Raw genomic sequence first — 19,840 nt, forward strand, 5'->3', positions numbered from 1 at the left:
CGGGCGTCAGCCCTAATGCGCGTATTCGGGTACCTTGCCGTCCGGCGCGCCGTCGGTGCCGCCGCCGCCTTTGGCGCCCTTTTCAGCAGTAAATTCGAAGGTCAGCTTGTCGTCCTCGACCTTGACCTGGACGTGACCACCCTTGGCCAGCTGCCCGAACAACAGCTCGTCGGCCAGCGGCTTCTTGATATGCTCCTGGATCACCCGGCCGAGCGGACGCGCGCCATAGAGCTTGTCGTAGCCGCGCTCGGCCAGCCAGGCGCGGGCCTCGTCGGTCAGCGCGATGGTGACGTTGCGGTCGGCCAGCTGGCCTTCGAGCTGGGCGACGAACTTGTCGACCACCTTGTTGATCACTTCCGGTGCCAGCGCCGCGAAGGGGATCACCGCATCCAGACGGTTGCGGAATTCCGGCGTGAACATCTTCTTGATCGCCTCTTCGTCCTCGCCTTCCTTCATGCCGCGACCGAAGCCGATGGCATTCTTGGACATCTCGGACGCACCGGCATTGGTGGTCATGATCAGGACCACATTGCGGAAGTCGACATGCTTGCCGTTATTGTCGGTCAGCTTGCCGTGGTCCATCACCTGCAACAGGATGTTGAACAGGTCGCCATGGGCCTTTTCGATCTCGTCGAGCAGCAGCACGCAATGCGGATGCTGGTCGACCGCATCGGTCAGCAGGCCGCCCTGGTCGAAGCCGACATAGCCCGGCGGCGCGCCAATCAGACGGCTCACGCTGTGGCGTTCCATATATTCCGACATGTCGAAGCGGATCAGCTCGACCCCCATGATCTGGGCAAGCTGGCGCGCCACCTCGGTCTTGCCGACGCCGGTGGGGCCCGAGAACAGGTAGTTGCCGATCGGCTTCTCCGGTTCGCGCAGGCCGGCCCGGGCCAGCTTGATCGCGCTGGACAGAGCGTCGATGGCCTGGTCCTGGCCATAGACCACGCGCTTCAGTTCGGCATCGAGATTGCGCAGCGATTCCTTGTCCTCGCGCGACACCGACTTGGGCGGGATGCGGGCGATCTTGGCGACGATGGCCTCAATCTCCTTCACGCCGATGGTCTTGCGGCGCTTGCTTTCCGGCTTCATCAGTTCGGCCGCGCCGACTTCGTCGATCACGTCGATCGCCTTGTCGGGCAGTTTGCGGTCGTTGATGTACTTCGCCGACAGTTCGACGGCCGCCTTGATCGCATCCTCGGTGTAACGCACGCCGTGATGCTGCTCGTAATAGCCCTTGATACCCTTCAGGATCTTGACGGCATCGGCTGGCGACGGCTCGTTGACATCGATTTTCTGGAAGCGGCGCAGCAGGGCGCGATCCTTCTCGATGTAGGACCTGAACTCTTTGTACGTCGTCGAGCCGATGCAGCGCAGCGCACCCGAAGCCAGCGCCGGCTTCAGCAGGTTGGAGGCATCCATGGCACCGCCAGAGGTGGCGCCGGCGCCGATCACGGTATGCATCTCGTCGATGAACAGGATCGAGCCGGGCTGACCTTCCAGCTCCTGCATCACCTGCTTGAGGCGTTCCTCGAAATCGCCGCGATACCGCGTGCCGGCCAGCAGGCTGCCCATATCGAGCGCGTAGATGGTGGAATCCTTGAGAATCTCCGGCACCTCGCCGCGCACGATGCGGCGCGCCAGGCCTTCGGCGATGGCGGTCTTGCCCACGCCCGGATCGCCGACATACAGCGGATTGTTTTTGGTGCGACGGCACAGGATCTGGATGGTGCGCTCGATCTCGGCCTCGCGGCCGATCAGGGCGTCGATCTTGCCGGCCTTGGCCTTCTCATTGAGATTGACGCAGTAGGCGCTGAGCGCCTCCTTGTCCTTGCCGGCATTGCGGTCGGCAGCACCACGGTCGCGCTCGCCACGGTCGGCCCGCTCGGCACGCTGCTCCACATCGCTGTCGGCACCGCGCACCGGCCGGCGGTCGCCGCGGCCCGGCGCCTTGGCAACGCCATGGCTGATATAGCTGACGGCATCGAGGCGGGTCATGTCCTGCTCCTGCAGGAAATGCACGGCATGGCTTTCGCGTTCGGAGAAGATCGCCACCAGCACATTGGCGCCGGTCACTTCCTCGCGGCCAGACGACTGCACATGGAACAGGGCACGCTGCACGGCGCGCTGGAAACTCAGCGTCGGCTTGGCATCCTGCGGGATGCTGACCACCAGGCCGCGCAGCTCTTCGTCGATGAAAGTGCCGACGCGCTGGCGCAGCTTTTCGACATCGACATTGCAGGCACGCAGCACCGCGATGGCATCCTGGTCTTCGGTCAGGGCGAAGAGCAGATGTTCCAGCGTGGCGAATTCATGCTTCTTGGCACCGGCGAGCGACAGGGCGCGATGCAGGGTCTGTTCAAGCGTGCGGGAGAAAGATGCCATTCGTACGAAGCCTCCCTCAGTCGCGTTCCATGGTGCATTGCAGCGGGTGCTGATGCTGGCGCGCGAAATCAATCACCTGGGTTACTTTGGTCTCAGCCACTTCGTAGGTAAAGACGCCGCAGATGCCGACGCCCTTCTGGTGGACATGCAACATGATGCGGGTTGCGTCCTCGGCCGCCTTGTTGAAAAAGCGTTCGAGCACATGCACGACGAACTCCATCGGCGTGTAGTCGTCGTTCAGCAGCAGCACTTTGTACATGGGCGGCTTCTGCGTCTTCGGCCGGGTCTTGGTGACCACGCCGACCTCGGTACGCCCGCGCCCGTCACGTCCATCCCGTTCGCTCATGCCTCAGACCCAGCAACAACAGCGGCACCGGAAAACAATTGGTGCACAGACGGATGATATGGCCTCACTGGTTAAAAATACCAGTAGCCTTGGGACAAAAAAAGAGCCCGGTTTTTCAACCGGGCTCCAATCATACTCTGCTGGGGAGGAAACTATGACAGCGGCAACCCGCTGATTACGCAGCCAGCGGCTTGACGAACTTCTCGACCGAGGCCTGGACCTGGGCGTTGATCGGGGCGAAGGCATCCTGCGCCACCTTGGTAGCCACTTCGCTCAGCTTGGTGGTGTGGGCGGTGTAGGCCTCGAAGGCGCTCTTGGCGAAGCCGTTCTGCAGCTCGATCAGCTCCTGCAGGGTCTTGGCGCCCATCATCGCCTTGGCGGCGGAAATCTGGTCTTCGATCTGGGTCTTGGTGAAGGCCATCACTTCGGCATTGATGGTCTCAAAGCCCTTGGTGGCAACGTTGCCGGCCGTGACGCAGGCTTCAACCTGGTCTTTGCCCATCTTGGCAGCGTCTTCGAAACGGTCCTTGCTCATCGAGAAGGCCTTTTCCAGCGCTTCGGTGCTGGCGGAGATCGCCTTTTCGACCTGCTCCTTGGAAGCGAAAATCGCCGCTTCGAACGGATTGGCGGTCAGGGCTTCGGTTTCGGTTCCGTCGATCTTCTTCTTGGTAGCCATGGGGTGCTGTCCTTGCTGTGTCCGGGTTTGTAACGGGGCCAGACCCGCCTTGGCGGGGACGGCGGAAATTCACGCAAATGGTGCGCTGCAACACCTTCAATCTAGGCGGGAAACCCCGAGTCGTCAATGGAAAAATTGTGCGCTGCACAAAAATCTTGTGCAGCGCACCAGAATCGGCGGAAAAGCGTAAAATTTGATCAGTTGAACAGGATGCCCTGGCTGTAGCGCAGCCCGTTCTTGCCGACAATATACCGGTGCGGGATGGCGTTTGGCTGGTTGCCGCCCTGGCTGAGGTAACTGCTGTAAGGCGGCAGCGGCACCTCATAAGGCTCGATCGGCTTCTCGGCCGTTTTGTCGAACGGCGCCAGGGCACGGAGCAGCGGCACCGCCATGCGGTCGAATTCCGGTGACGGCCAGACCCAGGCATGGAAATGGAACTGCCCGTCCCGGCAGGCGCTGGCGGCCCAGTAGAAACTGTCGCCGCGCAGGAACGTCCCCTCCGGCGCCGGGGCCTCGAAACCGGTGGCCGTAATGGCGGCCTTCAGCTGCGTGAATTCCGCCGGGGTCAGCCGGTAGAGCGCCTGCTCGCCGTTCCAGGGCTTCAGCGGATCGCTCAGCAGGATGGTGTTGAGATAGCCCCGCCCCAGCACCCGGGCCTCCATCATGGCGCCGCCATCCGGCTGGGCCGAGATGTCATAACTGCGCTGCTGATCATTCTGGCGGGCGTTGTAGACCAGCCTGTAACGGGCCGGCTGACCCGCGGCGCAGGACCGGGCCATGTCATCGCCGCCGACATACCGATCCCAGGTCAGATTGCGCCGGATCGGGTTGTCGGTCGGCCCCTGCGAGGCGCAGGCCGTCAGGCCGGCGGCCAGGCCGAATACAATCGCAACCGCCAACACTTTGTTAAAGCTCTTTGCCATAGTCTGGGTTTTCCTGCGTTTCCGGCCCATGGGGACCCGGTGAATCCATGCAGATTCAATTTGTTAGTGAACATTGCGCTGGACAAGGGGTAGGTCTGGTTAATATTCTTCTCCCGATTCGCGGCCTGGGGGGCACCCGGTCGTTACCCGTCGTTAGGGAAACCGAGGTAAGGCATAATGATGCGAAGTGATTTGGCCAAGGGGCGGATTCTGCCGGCCATTGTAACAATCTGTTTCACTTTCCTCTTCCTGGTCTTCGCCGCTGCCCCGGCCGAAGCCGGTCCCTATTCCGCCATCGTGGTCGATGCCAATACCGGCCGGGTGCTGCACGCCCAGGAGCCCGATGCCTCGCGCTACCCGGCGTCGCTGACCAAGATGATGACGCTGTATATGGCCTTCGATGCCCTGAAGGACGGACGGCTGAAAATGGACCAGCGCCTGACCGTGTCCAAGCATGCCGCCGCCCAGCCCTACGGGATCGCCCTGCGGGCCGGCCAGACCATCACCGTGCGCGATGCCATTCTGGCCTCAATTACCAAATCTGCCAACAATGCCGCCGCCGTGCTGGGTGAAGCCATTGGCGGCAGCGAGAAGCAGTTCGCCGTCATGATGACCCGCCGGGCGCATCAGCTCGGCATGAACAGCACCGTATTCCAGAACGCCTCGGGCCTGCCCAATACCAAGCAAAAAAGCACTGCCCGCGACATGGCCATCCTGGGCATCGCTCTGATCAAGAACCACCAGAACTACTACAGCTATTTCTCCACGGCCCAGTTCGAATGGCAGGATGCGGTGATCCGCAATCACAATCATGTGCTGGCGCGCTATGAAGGCGCCGACGGCATCAAGACCGGCTTCATCGCTGCCTCGGGTTTCAACCTGGTGGCCTCGGCCAAACGTGACGGCCGCCGGGTCGTGGCGGTTGTGTTCGGCGGCACCAGCGTGACCGCCCGCGACAATCGCATGATCCAGCTGCTGGATATCGGCTTCGACAAGATCGATGACCGCAACGGCACCGATGCCCCGCTGCTGATGGTGGAAGCCCCGCAGAAGTCGCGTCAGGGCCTGAGCCTGATTTCCGATGCCGAGGCTGCCACGACCGCGCCGAGCCCGGCCAAGGCCAAACAGATCAAGAAGGCGACCCAGGCCGCTGCTCCGCGTGATGCTGCTGCCAGCGCTACAGCTCCCGCCGGCGAATGGGCGGTGCAGCTCGGCGCCTTCAAGCAGGCCGCCGCCGCCGAGAAGCTGCTCGACCGGGTCCGCGGCAAGCTGCCCGCCGCCGAGCCGCTCGTCGATGCCGTCGACGCGGGCAGGATGACACTCTATCGCGCCCGCCTGACCGGTCTGACTCAGACCAGCGCGCGCCAGGCCTGCGAACAGCTCAAGCGCGAAAAGATGACCTGTTCGGTCGTCTCGCCGGACGCCTGATCGATATCCGGTCTCCGCCTTCCGACGTCGCAGTGACCGCCATCACCGCGACGTTTTCATTTTCGACCCAGAATTCTGTCCGTTTCCCGGGGCCCTCCCGGCGGCCGACAATGCCGTGCCTCTGCTGATCCCGACCACCACATGACCTCCCCCAATCTCCAGCGCCGCTACCAGAAGACCCTGGCCTATGTGCTGGCGGTTTCAGCCGTTGCCGGCGCGATCTATGGCGGCGTCATCACCTACATCCTGGCCTATGCCGAGCCGCATGAACTGCTGGAGGACGTCATCCGCGGCATCCTGCGCGGCATATTCACCGGCCTGCTGATCGGTGGCCTGATCGGCTGGTTCGACATTTTCCTGGTCAATAGCGGCCGCGCGCGACTGCGCAGGCTGCCCTTCCTGTGGCTGATCCTGACCAAGGGGACCTATTACACCGTCGTGATCCTGGGCAGCATCTGGCTGGGCGGGCAGCTCTTCCGGATCGAAGGCGATCCCGGCACCGGCTTCAACCGCACAACGATCATCACGGTCACTTTCGCCCTGATCTTCAGTACGATCTTTTCGTTCATGATGGAGATGTCGCAGTTGCTCGGGCCGGGCGTGCTGCGCGACGTGCTGCGCGGCCGCTATCACCATCCGCGCCGGGAAAAACGCCTGTTCGTCTTCTTCGACATGCGCGGATCGACCGCCATCGCCGAACGCATCGGCGACCTGGCCTTCCACCGTCTGCTCAACCGGTTCTTCTCCGATCTCACCGAGCCGGTGCTGAGTTGGCGCGGCGTGATCCACAAATATGTCGGCGATGAGATGATCGTGACCTGGCCGCTGGACGGCAGCCGGGATCCCTCGGGCGCCTTTGCTGCGGTGGCCGAGGCCCATGCCCGGCTGGATAGCCTGCGCGAGGACTATCTGCGCGATTTCGGCGTCGCCCCGCAATTCCGCGCCGTGCTGCATGCCGGTGAGGTGGTGACCGGCGAAATGGGTGAAGTGAAGCGCGAGATCGTATTGCTGGGTGACACCATCAACACCACGTCCCGCATCGAACAGCTCGCCAAAAGCCTGCCCGAATACGCCACCATCGCCTCGGCCGAAGCGATTGCCGCCGCCCCGCCGCCGCCGGGCCTTGCCGCAGCCCCGCTCGGGCAGTTCTCGCTCCCGGGCAAAAGCGCTGCTATAAACCTGTTCGCCGTCTCCTAGGCAATACAAAAAAGTTTGAGGAAATGTCCGTCGTTCCGCTGCTGACAAGCCGCTGTCGGTTGGCTATTTTCGCCACCGCCCGAAGCCCTGATTTGCCGCCCCTGTCCTGTGAGCGGCATGGCATCCCGCCCCTTGGTTGCTTCCCTCTGTCTGGTCATCCGGACCGACAGGACGGCATAACCAAAGAGGATTGAGGCAGATGCCCCTTTCTAATCAAAGCATGTCCGTTCCCACCATGGCCTTCGTGGCCTTCCGCGTGCTGCTGCCGTTCGCCTGCGGCTATTTCATGTCCTACCTGTTCCGCAGCGTGAATGCGGTGATCGCGCCGAACCTGCAGCGCGACCTCGGCATCGGCGCCGCCGATCTCGGCACGCTGACCGCCGCCTACTTCCTCTCCTTCTCGCTGTTCCAGCTGCCGCTCGGCATCCTGCTCGACCGTTTCGGGCCGCGCCGGGTACAGGCCTGCCTGCTGCTTTCGGCTGCCCTGGGCGCCGTGGTCTTTGCCGTCGGCAGCGGCCTGAGCCATCTGGTGATCGGCCGGGCGCTGATCGGCTTCGGCGTCGCCGGCGGCCTGATGTCGGCGATGAAGGCCATTGCGCTCTGGCTGCCGAAGGAACGCTGGGCGCTGGCCAACGGCGTGTTCATGACCGCCGGCGGCCTAGGCGCCCTGGCCGCCACCCTGCCCGTCGAGCTGGTGCTGGAGCATGCACACTGGACCATGCTGTTCTGGGGGCTGGCGGTGCTGACTGTCATAGCCTCCACCCTGATCTTCTTTGTCGTGCCCGAGCGCGAAGCCGCGGCCACCGTTCCCAGCAACCTGGGGACCCAGCTGCGCGAATGCGGCCGCTTTCTGATCGACGCACGCTTCTGGCGTATCGCGCCGGTCTCGATGATGGGCATGGCCAGCGGCATGTCGATCCAGGGCCTGTGGGCCGGACCTTATCTGCGCGATGTCGGCGGCCTCGACCGCGCCGCCACGGCGCAGGTGCTGTTCATCGTTGCGGCCGCCCTGACCGCCGGCTTCACACTCACCGGCATCGCCGCCGACCGGCTGCAGCGCCGCGGCTTTCCGTTAAGCCGCACCATGGTCTGGGGCGTCGTGCTGTATGCCTGCGTGCTGGCCACGCTTGCCAGCGGCTGGACGCCGACCAACCCGCTGCTGTGGATCGCCTTCGGCATCCTGAGCAACACCACGGTGCTGGCTTACCCGATCCTGAGCGGGCAGTTCGCACCGGAGCAGGCCGGGCGGGTCAATACCCTGCTGAACGGCGTGGTGTTCGGCTTCACCTTTTTCGCCCAGGCCGGCATGGGCTGGCTGATCGGCCTGTGGCCGTCCGGCGCTAATGGCGACTACCCGCCCGAGGCCTATCAATGGACCTTCGGCCTGGCGCTGGCGCTGCTGCTGCTCGGGCTGGCCTGGTATCTGGCGCCGCGCCGGAAAGCCTGATTTAGAGGACTGGCGGGCGCCCGACCGAGTAATAGCGGAAGCCCGCCTGCTTCATCTCGGCCGGCTTATAGATGTTGCGCATGTCGACCATCACCGGCTGGCGCAGCAGGGCCTTGAGCCGGTCGAGATCCAGCGCGCGGAACTGGTTCCATTCGGTGATGATCACCAGGGCATCGGCGCCGGTGGCGGTCTCGTAGCTATCGCCGCACCAGGTGACATCCTTGAGCAGCTTCTTCGCCTCGTGCATGCCTTCGGGGTCGAAGGCCCGCACCGTGGCACCGGCGGCCTGCAGCGCCGGCACGATCTCCAGGCTGGGGCTGTCGCGCATGTCGTCGGTTTCCGGCTTGAAGGTCAGGCCCAGCACGGCAATCGTCTTGCCCTTGGCCGAACCGCCCAGGGCAGCGACCACCTTGTCGGCCATATGGCTCTTGCGGCGGTCGTTGACCTCGATCACCGTCTCGACGATGCGCAGCGGCGCCTCGTACTTACGGCCGGTTGCCGCGAGCGCGTTGGTATCCTTCGGGAAGCACGATCCGCCATAACCCGGACCGGCATGCAGGAACTTGCCGCCGATGCGACCGTCCAGGCCGATGCCGCGCGCCACGTCCTGCACGTTCACATTCACCTTTTCGCACAGATCGGCGATCTCGTTGATGAAGGTGATCTTGGTCGCCAGGAAAGCATTCGCCGCGTATTTGATCAGCTCCGCCGTTTCCAGCGCGGTGAACAGAATCGGCGTTTCGTTGATGTAGAGCGGCCGGTACAGCGCCCGCAGCAGCTCCTTTGCCCGGTCGCTGCCGGCGCCGCAGACCACGCGGTCGGGCCGCATGAAATCCTCGATGGCCGCACCTTCGCGCAGGAATTCCGGATTGGAGGCAACCTCGAATTCGGCATCGGGCCGGGTTTCGCGGATGATGCGCTCGACCTCGCGGCCGGTGCCGACCGGCACCGTCGACTTGGTCACCACCAGGGTATAATGCGTCATCGCCTCGGCGATTTCCCTGGCGGCGGCATAGACAAAGGACAGGTCAGCCTCACCATCGCCGCGCCGCGACGGTGTGCCGACCGCGATGAAGACCGCATCGGCATTGCCGACCGCTGCCTTGATATCCTGGGTGAAGGACAGCCGGCCGGCCTTGACGTTGCGCGCCACCAGGTCTTCCAGTCCGGGCTCGAAGATCGGGCTTTCGCCGCGCAGCAGGCTGTTGATGCGGTCGGGGTTCTTATCGACGCAGACGACGCTGTGGCCGAATTCGGAGAAACAGGTCCCTGACACCAGGCCAACATAACCGGTGCCGATCATGGCTACGCGCATTCTCTACCCCCCGGCACTCCGGCCGTCCTGAACTAAAGCGTCTTGTGAATTTCGCGCACGATCTCGGCCGCATCCTTGCGCATTTCCGGCCGGTCGAGCGCGAAGGCAATATTGGCATGCAGGAAACCGATCTTGTCGCCGCAGTCATAGCGTGTGCCGCTGAAACGCAGGCCATGGAACGGTACCTCGCCGATCATGCGGGCCAGCGCGTCGGTCAGCTGGATTTCGCCGCCGGCGCCGCGCTGCACCTTGTCGAGATGATCGAACACCGAGGGCTGCACGATATAGCGGCCGATCACGGCGGTGCGGCTGGGTGCCTTGTCGGGGCTCGGCTTTTCCACCAGGCCCTTCACTTCCACAAGCGTATCGGCATCCTTGCCCGGCTGCACGATGCCGTAGCGCTTGGTATGCTCATGCGGCACATCCATGGCGGCGATCAGGTTGCCGCCGACCTTGTTATAGGCCTCGACCATTTCAGCCAGGCACCCCTTCTCCGACAGGATCAGGTCGTCGGCCAGCAACACAGCAAACGGCTCGTCGCCGATCAGCGACTTGGCGCATCGCACGGCATGACCCAGCCCCAGCGGCTCCATCTGGCGGGTGTAGGACACCGCGCCGGCCTTGGGCATCCAGCTGTTGATCAGATCGAGCATGTCCTGCTTGTCGCGCTCGCGCAGCACGTCCTCCAGCTCGTAGGAGCGGTCGAAGTGGTCTTCGATCGCCTGCTTGCCGCGGCCGGTGACGAAAACGAATTCCTCGATGCCGGCGGCCTGCGCCTCTTCCACGGCATACTGGATCAGCGGCTTGTCGACGACCGGCAGCATTTCCTTCGGCATCGCCTTGGTGGCGGGCAGGAAGCGGGTGCCGAGGCCACCGACGGGGAACACGGCTTTGCGGATCGGACGGATCATGCGGCAGGGACTTTCTTGTTGTTGGGCGATGGGCGATTCGGGCCCGGGCCACTTCGCGGTTTTACGCTGCCGCCCCTGTCTCTTGCAACTGGGGCAACCCTGCCCGGCCTGCCTTTCATGGCCCGGTAATGGGGCGAAAATACGACCCCCGCCGCCCCCTGGGCCGGTTCGGAAACCGCCTGCGGCCGGGCAAGCTTTCCCTGCCCGGTACAGCACCTTATCATGGCCCCCGACTTGTTAAAAAACACCCCCGGGAGACGCCCGTGTCCGCCGCAGCCGATCTCAAAACCGCCGATGCCGCCCCTGTCCTGCTCACCCAGCCCGAGGCCGGCATTGTCCGCCTGACCCTGAACCGGCCCAGGGCCTATAACAGCCTTTCCACCGGGATGATGGCTGCCCTGCAGGCCGAGCTGGATGCAGTGAAGGCCGACCGCAATGTCAAAGCGGTGATCATTGCCGCCAACGGTCCCGGCTTCTGCGCCGGCCATGACCTGAAGGAAGTGCGGGCCAATCCGGGCCGCCCGCAGTACGAGGCGCTGTTCCGCCAGTGCTCGATGCTGATGCAGTCCATCGTCGCCCTGCCCCAGCCGGTGATCGCCCAGGTACATGGCGTGGCCTCGGCCGCCGGCTGCCAGCTGGTGGCGAGCTGCGACTTGGCGGTGGCGGCCGAAACTGCCCGCTTCGCCACCCCGGGGGTCAATATCGGCCTGTTCTGCTCGACCCCGATGGTGGCGCTGTCGCGCAACGTATCGCGCAAGCATGCGATGGAAATGCTGCTGACCGGCGACCTGCTGCCGGCCGGTCGTGCCGCCGAGATCGGCCTGGTCAACCGTGTGGTGCCCGAGGGCGCCCTGGCTGAAACCGCCCTGGTGCTGGCCAGACAGATCGCGGCCAAATCGCCGCTGACCGTGAAGATCGGCAAGGAGGCCTTCTACCGCCAGCTCGATATGCCGCTGGCGCAGGCTTACGACTATGCCAGCCGGGTGATGACGGAAAACATGCTGGCCCGCGATGCAGAGGAAGGCATCGACGCCTTTATCGAAAAACGCGAACCCCGGTGGGAAGGTCGCTGACCATGAGTGCCGTTTTGGAAAAAATCGATCACGACGCTTACGACGACGACTACATCCGCGGCATCCTGCGGCAGGTGAATGTCATCGCCATGGTGGGCGCCAGTTCCAACTGGAACCGTCCGTCGTATTTCGCGATGAAATACCTGCAGCAGAAGGGCTACCGCGTCATCCCGGTGAATCCCAAGGATGCCGGCACGGAAATCCTCGGCGAAAAGGTCTACGCCGCGCTGTCGGAGATTCCGGTGAAGGTCGACATGGTCGACTGCTTCCGCAATTCCGATGCCATCCCGCCGATTGCCGACGAGGCGATCAAAATCGGCGCGAAGATGCTATGGCTGCAGCTCGGCGTGCGCCATGACGAGGCCGCGAAAAAGGCCGAGGCCGCCGGGCTGAAGGTGGTGATGAATCGCTGCCCCAAGATCGAATACGGCCGCCTCAGCCAGGAGATCGGCTGGATGGGCGTGAACACCCGCGTCATCAATTCCAAGCGCAATCGCAGGATTTAAGCGTATGGCTGACACGAACAAAGCTGCTGCGGAATCAGGAACGCCTCCTGGCCGCGCGGCGGACAACACCTCGCCCTACGGGTTCGATACCCTGCAGGTGCATGCCGGCACCGCGCCCGATCCGGTGACCGGCGCGCGCTCGACACCGATCTACCAGACCACGGCCTTTGTCTTCGAGGATGCCGACCAGGCCGCCTCGCTGTTCAACCTGCAGAGCTTCGGCAACATCTACACCCGCCTGACCAACCCGACGACCGCCGTACTGGAGCAGAAAGTCGCCGCGCTGGAAAACGGCCGCGCCGCCACGGCAGTGGCGACCGGCCATGCCTCGCAGCTGGTCGCCTTCCACATGCTGATGAGCCCGGGCGATCATATCGTGGCCTCCAGCAAACTCTACGGCGGCTCGATCACCCAGCTCGGCGTCAGTTTCCAGCGCTTCGACTGGCATACCACCTTTGTCGACCCGGACGACCTTGCCGGTTTCGAAAAAGCCATCACACCGAAGACCAGGGCGATCTATGCCGAAAGCCTGTCCAATCCGGGCGGTGTGATTGCCGATATCGCGGCCCTGGCCGGGATTGCCCATCGTAACGGCATTCCGCTGATCATCGACAACACCATGGCCTCGCCATATCTCTGCCGCCCGATCGAGCATGGCGCCGACATCGTGCTGCATTCGGCCACCAAGTTCCTCGGCGGTCATGGCAATTCCATGGGCGGCGTGATCGTCGATTCCGGCAAGTTCGACTGGGGCCAGAACGACAAATTCCCGCATCTCTCCAAGCCTTCGCCGGCCTATCACGGCCTCACCTTCTGGGAGACCTTCGGCGACATGGCCTTCGCCGTCGCCTGCCGCGTGATCTCTTTACGCGATCTCGGCCCCGCGATCTCGCCCTTCAATGCCTTCATGATCCTGACCGGCATGGAAACGCTGAGCCTGCGCATGCGCAAGCATTGCGACAATGCGCTGGCGGTGGCGGAATTCCTGTCGAAGCATCCCCGCGTGGCCTGGGTGAACTATGCTGGCCTGCCGGGCGACAAGCATCACAAGCTGGCGCAGCGCTACCTGCCCAAAGGCGCCGGCTCGGTCTTCACCTTCGGCCTGAAGGGCGGCTATGAAGCCGGACTGAAATTCGTCGACACCGTGCAGATCTTCTCGCATCTGGCCAATGTGGGCGACACGCGCAGCCTGGTGATCCATCCGGCCTCGACCACCCATCGCCAGCTCAGCCCTGAGCAGCGCACGGCGGCCGGCTCCGGCGACGATGTGATCCGGCTATCGATCGGCATCGAGGATGTCGCCGACCTGATCAAGGACCTCGATCGGGCCCTGAACGCAGTCTGATTACTCGGCCGCTGCCGGCATGGTTGCCTGCTGTGCAGCGGCAGCTTTCTCGCGCGGCAGCAGCAGCGCGAAGATGCCAGCGCCCGCGGCCGCCACCGCCAGCAGGATGAACAGCATGTCGAGCGTGCCGGTGACGCGGTAGATCACCGGGATCACCGCGACGCCGAGCGAGGAGACGCCGAGCGTCAGCACGAACTTGGCGCCGAAGGCACGGCCGCGCCATTGCGGCGGGGTATATTTCGCCAGCAGCGAATTCTCCGCCGCCTGCCCCGCCACATTGAGGCTGACCATCAGCGCCGCCACCGGCACCAGCGCCGGATGGATCAGCAGCATGGCAATGACAATCACCGGGATCTGCAGCCACTGCACGGTGGCATAAACGCTGCGCAGATTGTAGCGGTCGGCCAGTTCGCCGCCGACCAGCTGCGACAGCGCCGAGGCCGTATAGACCAGCGTGACCATGCCGCCGATGCCCAGCATGCTGTCGTTGAACAGGCCGGACAGCCGCGTGTCGAACACCTTGGGCAGAGCAAAAGCGGTCGCCTGGAAAATCAGCCCGGTGCACAGCATGGTGGCCGACATGACCCAGAAGACGCGCCAGATGTCGCTCTTGCCCGGCGCTGGCGTCGGCACGGCATCTTCGCCGCGATCCAGCAGCAGCCCGGACTGCCGAGCCCAGACGAAGGCGGCGCCGGTGATCAGGCAGAGGATGCCCGGGATAATGAAAGCGGCACGCCAGCCATAGAGATCGGCGAGGAAGCCGGCGACAAGCGCCGCCGCCGCCGTGCCGACCGAGCCGAACACGCCGTTGATGCCGAGCGCGCGGCCGCGATTGACGGCATTGCGCACCAGCCAGGGAATCCCGACCGGATGATAGATCGCGGCGAACAGCCCGATGCCGGCTAGCCCCAGGCCGATGGTGAGCGGGGTATCGGCCAGGCCGGTGAGGATCGAGCAGGCGCCGACGCCGAGGAAGAACAGCGCCATCATGCCGGACGCGCTCCACTTGTCGCCCAGCCAGCCGGCCGGCAGCGCGGCGGCGCCGAACAGCACGCTCATCGGAATCGACAGCGCGAACAGCGTGTCGTAGCCCAGCCCCCATTCGCGCTCGAGCACCAGCACCACGGTGGCATAAAGCAGCGTGAACAGATGGGAATAGGTATGGGCGAGACTGGAAAACACCAGCGTCAGAAAACCGGCAAACCGCGACATCGGGAGACTCCTGGGGAGGCCTGAAAGCCTACTCCCCGGATCGCGTCAGGCAAGCCCGAAAATGTACCGCGACAATCAGGATCCGGCCTTCACCAGCACCGGCTTCTCGCGATAGGCCGCCGGGAAGAACTTCTTCAGCTCGCCGATCTTGGGCAGGTCGTTGAGGGCGATATAGGGCTGGGTCGGATGCAGGGTCATGTAGTCCTGGTGATAGGCCTCGGCCGGGTAGAAAGCCCTGTCGGTCTCGATGGTCGTCACCACGGGCCGGGAATAGGCCTTGGCCTGGTTCAGCTGGGCGATATAGGCCCGGGCCACGCCAGCCTGCTCTGCATCGACCGGGAAGATGGCCGAACGATACTGCGGCCCGACATCGGGGCCCTGGCGATTCAGCTGGGTCGGGTTATGGGCGACCGAGAAATAGATCTGCAGCAGCCCGCCGTAGCTGATCTTGCGCGGATCGTAGGTGATCTCCACCGCTTCGGCATGGGGCGTGGCGCCGCTGCTGACCTTCTTGTAGTCGGCCGAGGCCTTGTCGCCGCCGGCATAGCCGGAAACAGCATTGATGACGCCCTCGGTATGCTGGAACACGCCCTGCACGCCCCAGAAGCAGCCGCCGGCGAAAACGGCCACCGCAGACGGCGCGTCCTGCGCGGCTACATCCATCGCCGGCGCCGGGATCGCGCGGCCGGCCTCGAAGGCAGACGCCGGCCCGGCGGCAAACAGCATCAGGGTGGCAAGAGCGGCGGCGATTTTCAGGCGGGACATGGCAGGCTCCAATGCACAGGCTTGTCTGCTATGTAGTCTGCGCCCATGCCGGAGAAAAGCCGGATCACGATCTTGTGGTCTCGCCCAGCAGCCAGGCGATGTAGTCCGCGTTGCCGCCCGGCCCCACGCTGAGCGGCAGTACGCAGGGCACACTATAGCTATGGACGGCTTTCACGGCCGCCGTTGCCGCTTCGACCAGATCCGGGCGGGTCTTGAGGATCAGCACGGCCTCCTCGCCCTTCTCCAGTTTGCCCTGCCACCAATACAGGGACCGCATGCCCGGGATGATATTGGCGCAGGCGGCGAGCCGCTGGCCCACCACGGCCTCGGCAATCGCCTCGGCTTCGACGACGCTTGCGGCCGTGCAGTAGAGCAGGACGATCTCAGTCATACCTGGCCAGCGACCGGTCATGCCACAAGATGACTGCAACGCCGAGCACCATCACGGCACCGGCCTGGTGCAGGGTGCCGAGCGCGACCGGCACATGCGCCAGCAGAGTGGCGATGCCGAGCCCGGCCTGCACCAGCACGGCCGTCAGCAGGCCATGGCGCAGACCGACCGGCGCCCTGCCCTTCAGCAGGATCGTGGTAACCAGCGCCAGCACGAAAACGGTGTAGGCCAGCATGCGATGCTGGAACTGCACGGTCATCGCATTCTCGAAAAAGTTGATCCACCACGGATTGGCGATCAGCAGGCCATCGGGGATGAAGGCGCCATCCATCAGCGGCCAGGTGTTATGCGCCAGACCGGCATTCATGCCGGCAACCAGACCGCCGGACAGCACCTGCAGGAAGATCGCCGCGGTGAGCAGCGCCGCGATGCCGCCGCCTCTGGCCGAGACCATGCGGCCGTGACGCAGCAGCGACAGCGCGCCCCACAGCAGATAGGCAAAGATCAGGAAAGCGAGGCCCAGATGGGCGGTGAGCCGGTAGTGGCTGACATCGGGATGATCGACCAGGCCGCTGGCGACCATGAACCAGCCGAGCGCGCCCTGGCTGCCGCCGAGCAGGAGCATCAGCAGCAGATGCGGTTTCATGCCGGAGGGAATGCGGCCGGCGATCCAGAAGCCGATCATCGGCAGCGCGAAGGCAACGCCGATCAGGCGGCCGAGCAGGCGGTGGATATATTCGAGCCAGAAGATGCTTTTGAAGCCGTCCAGCGTCATGCCGATATTGATCTTCTGGTATTCGGGGAACTGTTTGTATTTCTCGAACTCGGCCGCCCAGGCGGTATCGGACAGCGGCGGCAGCCAGCCGGTCACCGGTTTCCATTCCACCATCGACAGGCCGGACTCAGTCAGCCGCGTCAGACCGCCGATCACCACCATCAGGGCCACCAGACCGGCAACGGCAAACAGCCACAGCGCCACTGCCTGGGCATCGCCCTCGCGCCGCGCCGCCACTGCCTTCAGGGCCGTCATTGCCTGCATGTCGAATCCTCAAGAAAACCAGTGCTCATCGGGCAAAAAGAAAGACCGCACCCTGCCCGGGGTCAAGCCCGGCCGACTGCGACATTTTACCGTTTCTTGCGGCCGCGGAAGTCGTAAATCCCCGGCCGCTGGCGCGGATCCTCGCCGGGTTTGAAAATCTGCGTCTTCTGCACCTTCTGGGTGCCGGTGGTGGGCAGGCTGTCGACGAACAGCAGCCAGCCCGGCGCCTTGAAATAGGCCAGCCGGTCGAAGCACCAGGTAAACAGCGCCTCGGCCAGCGCCGGCGTCGGCGTCTGTCCGCTCATGGGCACGATGCAGGCCATCACTTCCTCTTCGCGAATCTCATCAGGTGCGGCCAGCACCGCCACCTGCGCCACGGCCTCATGCGCCTGCAGGCAGGCCTCGATCTCGGCGGCGGCAATATTTTCGCCCGAACGGCGGATGATGTTTTTCATGCGGTCGACGAAATACAGCATGCCGTCTTCCGACTGTCGCACCACGTCGCCGGTATGGAACCAGCCGCCGGCCCAGGAGTCTTCCGTCGCCTTGTCATTCTTCAGATAGCCGGAGAAGAATCCGCGGCGCGGATCGGCAGCGCTGCAGCGCACCAGCAGTTCGCCTTCCTGCCCGCACGGCACTTCGCGGCCATCATTGCCGGCGACCATGGCTTCCAGCCCCGGCAGCGGCCGGCCGAAGGCACGGGTGTCGATCTGGCGCGGCGCGTGGCAGTCAGCAAAGATGCGGCCGGTCTCGGTCATGCCCCAGACCTCGATCAGCGGGAAGCCATAGCGCTGCTCGAACACGCCGTGTAATTGCGGTTCTACACCGGCACCTAAACCGAAACGCACGCTGTGCTGTTTCTCCTCCGGCGTCTCCGGCTGGTTGAGCAGCAGCGGCGGCACGATGCCAAGATAATGGATGATGGTGGCGCGGGTCTGTACGACTTCCTGCCACCAGCGGGTCGGGCTGAAGCGTTCGGTGAGAATCAGGCAGTTGGCGGTCAGCATGGCGCAGGTGGCCGTGACCGCCCCGTGATTCATGTGGAACAGCGGCAGCGGATTGTAGATGCGGTCCTGTCCCGGCCTGATGGTGAGCATGCCGCCGAGACTGCGATACCAGTCGCCGGCATTGAGCACATAGAAGTTGCTGAGGATGCAGCCCTTCGGCCGGCCGGTGGTGCCGGAGGTGTAGAGCAAGGTGCATTCGGTATCATGCGCGATGCTGCCACCGACTGCCTTCGCCTGCGGCGACGGGATGATCGCCGGGATGGCCGTGCAATCCAGCACGGGCAGCGGTTTCTCAGCGCGATCCTTTGCCACTGCCTGAAGGTCGGCGACGCGATGCGGCACGCTGACCACCAGATCGGCCTCGGAATGCTGCATCTGGTACAGCATTTCGTCATGGCGGTAATCGGGATTGATCGGCACCACGCCGCAGCCGAGCGCATTCAGCGCCAGGTAATGGAAGAAAAACTCCGGCCGCATGTCCAGCAGCAGGCCGACACGATGGCCGATACCGTAACCGGCGGCGGCATATTTCGCCGCCAGATCGTCGACGATGGCCGCGGTCGCGCTGTAGCTCAGCTCCAGCCCGTCCGGCGCGTAGGCGCGATCGGAGCGGATCGGAACGCAGAGAAAACTGTTCTGCGGATGCGCCTCGGCCGTGCGTTTAAACGCCGCGTAAACGGATGGCGGCAGCACCTCTGCCATGGGTGGTTTCCTCCGGACTTTTTTCAGTCTTCTAGCGCAGGCCGAGCAACACAAGCATCGCGGTGCCGATGACGATGCGGTACCAGGCGAAGGGCGTAAATCCATAGCGGTTGATGAAGCCGATCACCGTCCGCACCACCAGCATGGCGCACAGAAAAGCGACCAGAAAGCCCACGGCAATCAGGCCGGCGCCATCCAGGGTCAGGCCATCGCGGTTCTTGAACAGGTCGTAGGCCGTGGCCGCCACCATGGTCGGCACGGCGAGGAAAAAGGAGTATTCCGCCGCCGCCGCGCGCTGCACGCCGAGCAGCCGCGCCCCCATGATGGTGGCGCCCGAACGCGACACGCCCGGGATCATGGCCAGACATTGCAGCAGGCCGATCTTCAGGCTGAGCCGGAATTTGAAGTCATCGACACTGCGCACCTCACCCTGGCCGACGAAGCGTTCGATGGCGAGGATGGCGATACCGCCGACGATCAGCGCCACCGACACGACCCAGGGGTTGAACAGCACGCCCTTGATGAAGCCATGCGCAAAGAATCCGATCACCAGCGCCGGCAGAAAGCCCAGCAGCACATTGACAGTGAAACGGTTGGCCGTGTCGTTGCGGCCCAGCCCCGAGATCGTGCCCCAGAGGCGCGGCCAGTACACGATGCAGATGGCCAGGATGGCGCCGAGCTGGATGGCGATCTCAAATACCTTGCCCGGCGGGCCCTCGAAACCGAGCAGATCGACCAGCAGGATCAGGTGACCGGTCGAAGACACCGGGATGAATTCGGTGAGCCCTTCGACGACACCGAGGAAGGCTGCCTGCAAATAATCGATCAGCATTGGCCCGAACCCGTCCCGTTATGCACCGGTTGCGACCGGTTCGGAGCCAGTTCGATGCCAGTTCGATCCGGTTCAGAGCCAGTCCGATCCAATCCGATCCAGTTCGATCCAGTTCGATCCAGTTCGATCCTGCTGAAATCCTGAAAAACCAACAAAATCATGTCTGACCTATGCCTATTCGCTTCAGGGAGTGCCCGCGCATTCCGCCACGACCGCGGCGGCACCCCAGTACTAGAACAAATATAGTACATTTTGCCCGACTCGGCAAGCTGACCTCTCTATCTGACAGGCTTTGCGGCAAGGCTGCAAAGCCTGCCGCCAGGCTGAAACGAAATGACGC

The 19,840-nt window shown here is 63.9% G+C and carries 18 protein-coding genes; 6 read left to right on the top strand and 12 right to left on the bottom strand.

Annotated elements, in window-relative coordinates:
- Positions 1-12 precede the first annotated feature (12 nt).
- The 4 genes from clpA to OJJ21_RS07350 all read right to left on the bottom strand — a co-directional run bounded on the left by clpA (position 13) and on the right by OJJ21_RS07350 (position 4,330).
- Positions 13-2,385, bottom strand: a complete 2,373-nt coding sequence (clpA, locus tag OJJ21_RS07335) for an ATP-dependent Clp protease ATP-binding subunit ClpA (protein WP_297684647.1) — start codon at positions 2,383-2,385, stop codon at positions 13-15.
- A 16-nt stretch (positions 2,386-2,401) separates the two neighbouring features.
- Positions 2,402-2,731: an ATP-dependent Clp protease adapter ClpS gene (gene clpS / locus OJJ21_RS07340; protein ID WP_297684649.1), complete on the bottom strand. Its 330-nt coding sequence runs from the start codon at positions 2,729-2,731 to the stop codon at positions 2,402-2,404.
- 175 nt (positions 2,732-2,906) lie between these two features.
- Positions 2,907-3,407, bottom strand: a complete 501-nt coding sequence (locus tag OJJ21_RS07345) for a phasin family protein (protein ID WP_297684651.1) — start codon at positions 3,405-3,407, stop codon at positions 2,907-2,909.
- A gap of 197 nt (positions 3,408-3,604) precedes the next feature.
- A complete protein-coding gene (locus OJJ21_RS07350; protein ID WP_297684653.1) occupies positions 3,605-4,330 on the bottom strand; it encodes a hypothetical protein in 726 nt (241 codons plus the stop codon).
- A 177-nt stretch (positions 4,331-4,507) separates the two neighbouring features.
- Here OJJ21_RS07350 and OJJ21_RS07355 point away from each other — a divergent pair, with 177 nt between their 5' ends.
- The 3 genes from OJJ21_RS07355 (at position 4,508) to OJJ21_RS07365 (ending at position 8,402) form a co-directional block, all read left to right on the top strand.
- Positions 4,508-5,758 carry a D-alanyl-D-alanine carboxypeptidase gene (locus tag OJJ21_RS07355; protein WP_297684655.1) on the top strand — a complete coding sequence of 417 codons (1,251 nt, stop codon included), beginning with the start codon at positions 4,508-4,510 and terminating at the stop codon, positions 5,756-5,758.
- A 141-nt stretch (positions 5,759-5,899) separates the two neighbouring features.
- Positions 5,900-6,955 (top strand): adenylate/guanylate cyclase domain-containing protein, encoded by a 1,056-nt coding sequence (locus tag OJJ21_RS07360; RefSeq protein ID WP_297684657.1) that lies wholly within the window; start codon positions 5,900-5,902, stop codon positions 6,953-6,955.
- Positions 6,956-7,175: 220 nt separating this feature from the next.
- Complete coding sequence (locus OJJ21_RS07365) at positions 7,176-8,402, top strand: MFS transporter (RefSeq protein WP_297684660.1); 1,227 nt, start codon at positions 7,176-7,178, stop codon at positions 8,400-8,402.
- 1 nt (position 8,403) lies between these two features.
- On the opposite strand, the gene OJJ21_RS07370 is transcribed toward OJJ21_RS07365, so the two are convergent.
- Both OJJ21_RS07370 and galU read right to left on the bottom strand, forming a co-directional pair.
- Positions 8,404-9,717: a UDP-glucose/GDP-mannose dehydrogenase family protein gene (locus OJJ21_RS07370; protein WP_297684662.1), complete on the bottom strand. Its 1,314-nt coding sequence runs from the start codon at positions 9,715-9,717 to the stop codon at positions 8,404-8,406.
- A 32-nt stretch (positions 9,718-9,749) separates the two neighbouring features.
- Positions 9,750-10,628 (bottom strand): UTP--glucose-1-phosphate uridylyltransferase GalU, encoded by an 879-nt coding sequence (galU, locus tag OJJ21_RS07375; protein ID WP_297684664.1) that lies wholly within the window; start codon positions 10,626-10,628, stop codon positions 9,750-9,752.
- A 263-nt stretch (positions 10,629-10,891) separates the two neighbouring features.
- Between galU and OJJ21_RS07380 the strand changes: the two genes are divergently transcribed.
- From OJJ21_RS07380 to OJJ21_RS07390, 3 genes are read left to right on the top strand one after another with little or no spacing between them, the layout of a single operon-like run.
- On the top strand, positions 10,892-11,701 hold the full coding sequence (locus OJJ21_RS07380) for an enoyl-CoA hydratase (protein ID WP_297684666.1): 810 nt from the start codon (positions 10,892-10,894) through the stop codon (positions 11,699-11,701).
- Between the two features lie 2 nt (positions 11,702-11,703).
- Positions 11,704-12,207 carry a CoA-binding protein gene (locus OJJ21_RS07385; protein ID WP_297684667.1) on the top strand — a complete coding sequence of 168 codons (504 nt, stop codon included), beginning with the start codon at positions 11,704-11,706 and terminating at the stop codon, positions 12,205-12,207.
- A gap of 4 nt (positions 12,208-12,211) precedes the next feature.
- Positions 12,212-13,552 carry an O-acetylhomoserine aminocarboxypropyltransferase gene (locus OJJ21_RS07390; RefSeq protein ID WP_297684669.1) on the top strand — a complete coding sequence of 447 codons (1,341 nt, stop codon included), beginning with the start codon at positions 12,212-12,214 and terminating at the stop codon, positions 13,550-13,552.
- Here the strand turns inward: OJJ21_RS07390 and OJJ21_RS07395 are convergent, their stop codons facing one another.
- The 6 genes from OJJ21_RS07395 to OJJ21_RS07420 form a co-directional block, all read right to left on the bottom strand.
- A complete protein-coding gene (locus OJJ21_RS07395; RefSeq protein ID WP_297684671.1) occupies positions 13,553-14,764 on the bottom strand; it encodes an MFS transporter in 1,212 nt (403 codons plus the stop codon).
- A gap of 75 nt (positions 14,765-14,839) precedes the next feature.
- Complete coding sequence (msrA, locus tag OJJ21_RS07400) at positions 14,840-15,529, bottom strand: peptide-methionine (S)-S-oxide reductase MsrA (RefSeq protein ID WP_297684673.1); 690 nt, start codon at positions 15,527-15,529, stop codon at positions 14,840-14,842.
- 64 nt (positions 15,530-15,593) lie between these two features.
- Positions 15,594-15,920 carry a divalent-cation tolerance protein CutA gene (cutA, locus tag OJJ21_RS07405; protein ID WP_297684675.1) on the bottom strand — a complete coding sequence of 109 codons (327 nt, stop codon included), beginning with the start codon at positions 15,918-15,920 and terminating at the stop codon, positions 15,594-15,596.
- Positions 15,913-16,959, bottom strand: coding sequence for a COX15/CtaA family protein (locus tag OJJ21_RS07410; protein ID WP_297684677.1), 1,047 nt, complete (start codon positions 16,957-16,959; stop codon positions 15,913-15,915). The genes cutA and OJJ21_RS07410 overlap by 8 nt, the downstream gene beginning before the upstream one ends.
- 86 nt (positions 16,960-17,045) lie before the next feature.
- A complete protein-coding gene (locus tag OJJ21_RS07415) occupies positions 17,046-18,668 on the bottom strand; it encodes an AMP-binding protein (protein ID WP_297684679.1) in 1,623 nt (540 codons plus the stop codon).
- A gap of 31 nt (positions 18,669-18,699) precedes the next feature.
- Positions 18,700-19,500 carry an undecaprenyl-diphosphate phosphatase gene (locus OJJ21_RS07420; protein WP_297684682.1) on the bottom strand — a complete coding sequence of 267 codons (801 nt, stop codon included), beginning with the start codon at positions 19,498-19,500 and terminating at the stop codon, positions 18,700-18,702.
- Between the last annotated feature and the right edge of the window lie 340 nt (positions 19,501-19,840).

This window comes from Ferrovibrio sp. (assembly GCF_025869515.1).
GTDB lineage: Bacteria > Pseudomonadota > Alphaproteobacteria > Ferrovibrionales > Ferrovibrionaceae > Ferrovibrio.

Bases quoted from the DNA above. Each gene is read 5' to 3' on its own strand.
- msrA (WP_297684673.1), bottom strand. From the start codon at position 15,529: ATGTCCCGCCTGAAAATCGCCGCCGCTCTTGCCACCCTGATGCTGTTT.
- OJJ21_RS07370 (WP_297684662.1), bottom strand. From the start codon at position 9,717: ATGCGCGTAGCCATGATCGGCACCGGTTATGTTGGCCTGGTGTCAGGG.
- OJJ21_RS07415 (WP_297684679.1), bottom strand. From the start codon at position 18,668: ATGGCAGAGGTGCTGCCGCCATCCGTTTACGCGGCGTTTAAACGCACG.
- clpS (WP_297684649.1), bottom strand. From the start codon at position 2,731: ATGAGCGAACGGGATGGACGTGACGGGCGCGGGCGTACCGAGGTCGGC.
- clpA (WP_297684647.1), bottom strand. From the start codon at position 2,385: ATGGCATCTTTCTCCCGCACGCTTGAACAGACCCTGCATCGCGCCCTG.
- OJJ21_RS07355 (WP_297684655.1), top strand. From the start codon at position 4,508: ATGATGCGAAGTGATTTGGCCAAGGGGCGGATTCTGCCGGCCATTGTA.
- OJJ21_RS07385 (WP_297684667.1), top strand. From the start codon at position 11,704: ATGAGTGCCGTTTTGGAAAAAATCGATCACGACGCTTACGACGACGAC.
- galU (WP_297684664.1), bottom strand. From the start codon at position 10,628: ATGATCCGTCCGATCCGCAAAGCCGTGTTCCCCGTCGGTGGCCTCGGC.
- cutA (WP_297684675.1), bottom strand. From the start codon at position 15,920: ATGACTGAGATCGTCCTGCTCTACTGCACGGCCGCAAGCGTCGTCGAA.
- OJJ21_RS07420 (WP_297684682.1), bottom strand. From the start codon at position 19,500: ATGCTGATCGATTATTTGCAGGCAGCCTTCCTCGGTGTCGTCGAAGGG.
- OJJ21_RS07365 (WP_297684660.1), top strand. From the start codon at position 7,176: ATGTCCGTTCCCACCATGGCCTTCGTGGCCTTCCGCGTGCTGCTGCCG.
- OJJ21_RS07395 (WP_297684671.1), bottom strand. From the start codon at position 14,764: ATGTCGCGGTTTGCCGGTTTTCTGACGCTGGTGTTTTCCAGTCTCGCC.
- OJJ21_RS07350 (WP_297684653.1), bottom strand. From the start codon at position 4,330: ATGGCAAAGAGCTTTAACAAAGTGTTGGCGGTTGCGATTGTATTCGGC.
- OJJ21_RS07410 (WP_297684677.1), bottom strand. From the start codon at position 16,959: ATGCAGGCAATGACGGCCCTGAAGGCAGTGGCGGCGCGGCGCGAGGGC.
- OJJ21_RS07345 (WP_297684651.1), bottom strand. From the start codon at position 3,407: ATGGCTACCAAGAAGAAGATCGACGGAACCGAAACCGAAGCCCTGACC.
- OJJ21_RS07360 (WP_297684657.1), top strand. From the start codon at position 5,900: ATGACCTCCCCCAATCTCCAGCGCCGCTACCAGAAGACCCTGGCCTAT.
- OJJ21_RS07390 (WP_297684669.1), top strand. From the start codon at position 12,212: ATGGCTGACACGAACAAAGCTGCTGCGGAATCAGGAACGCCTCCTGGC.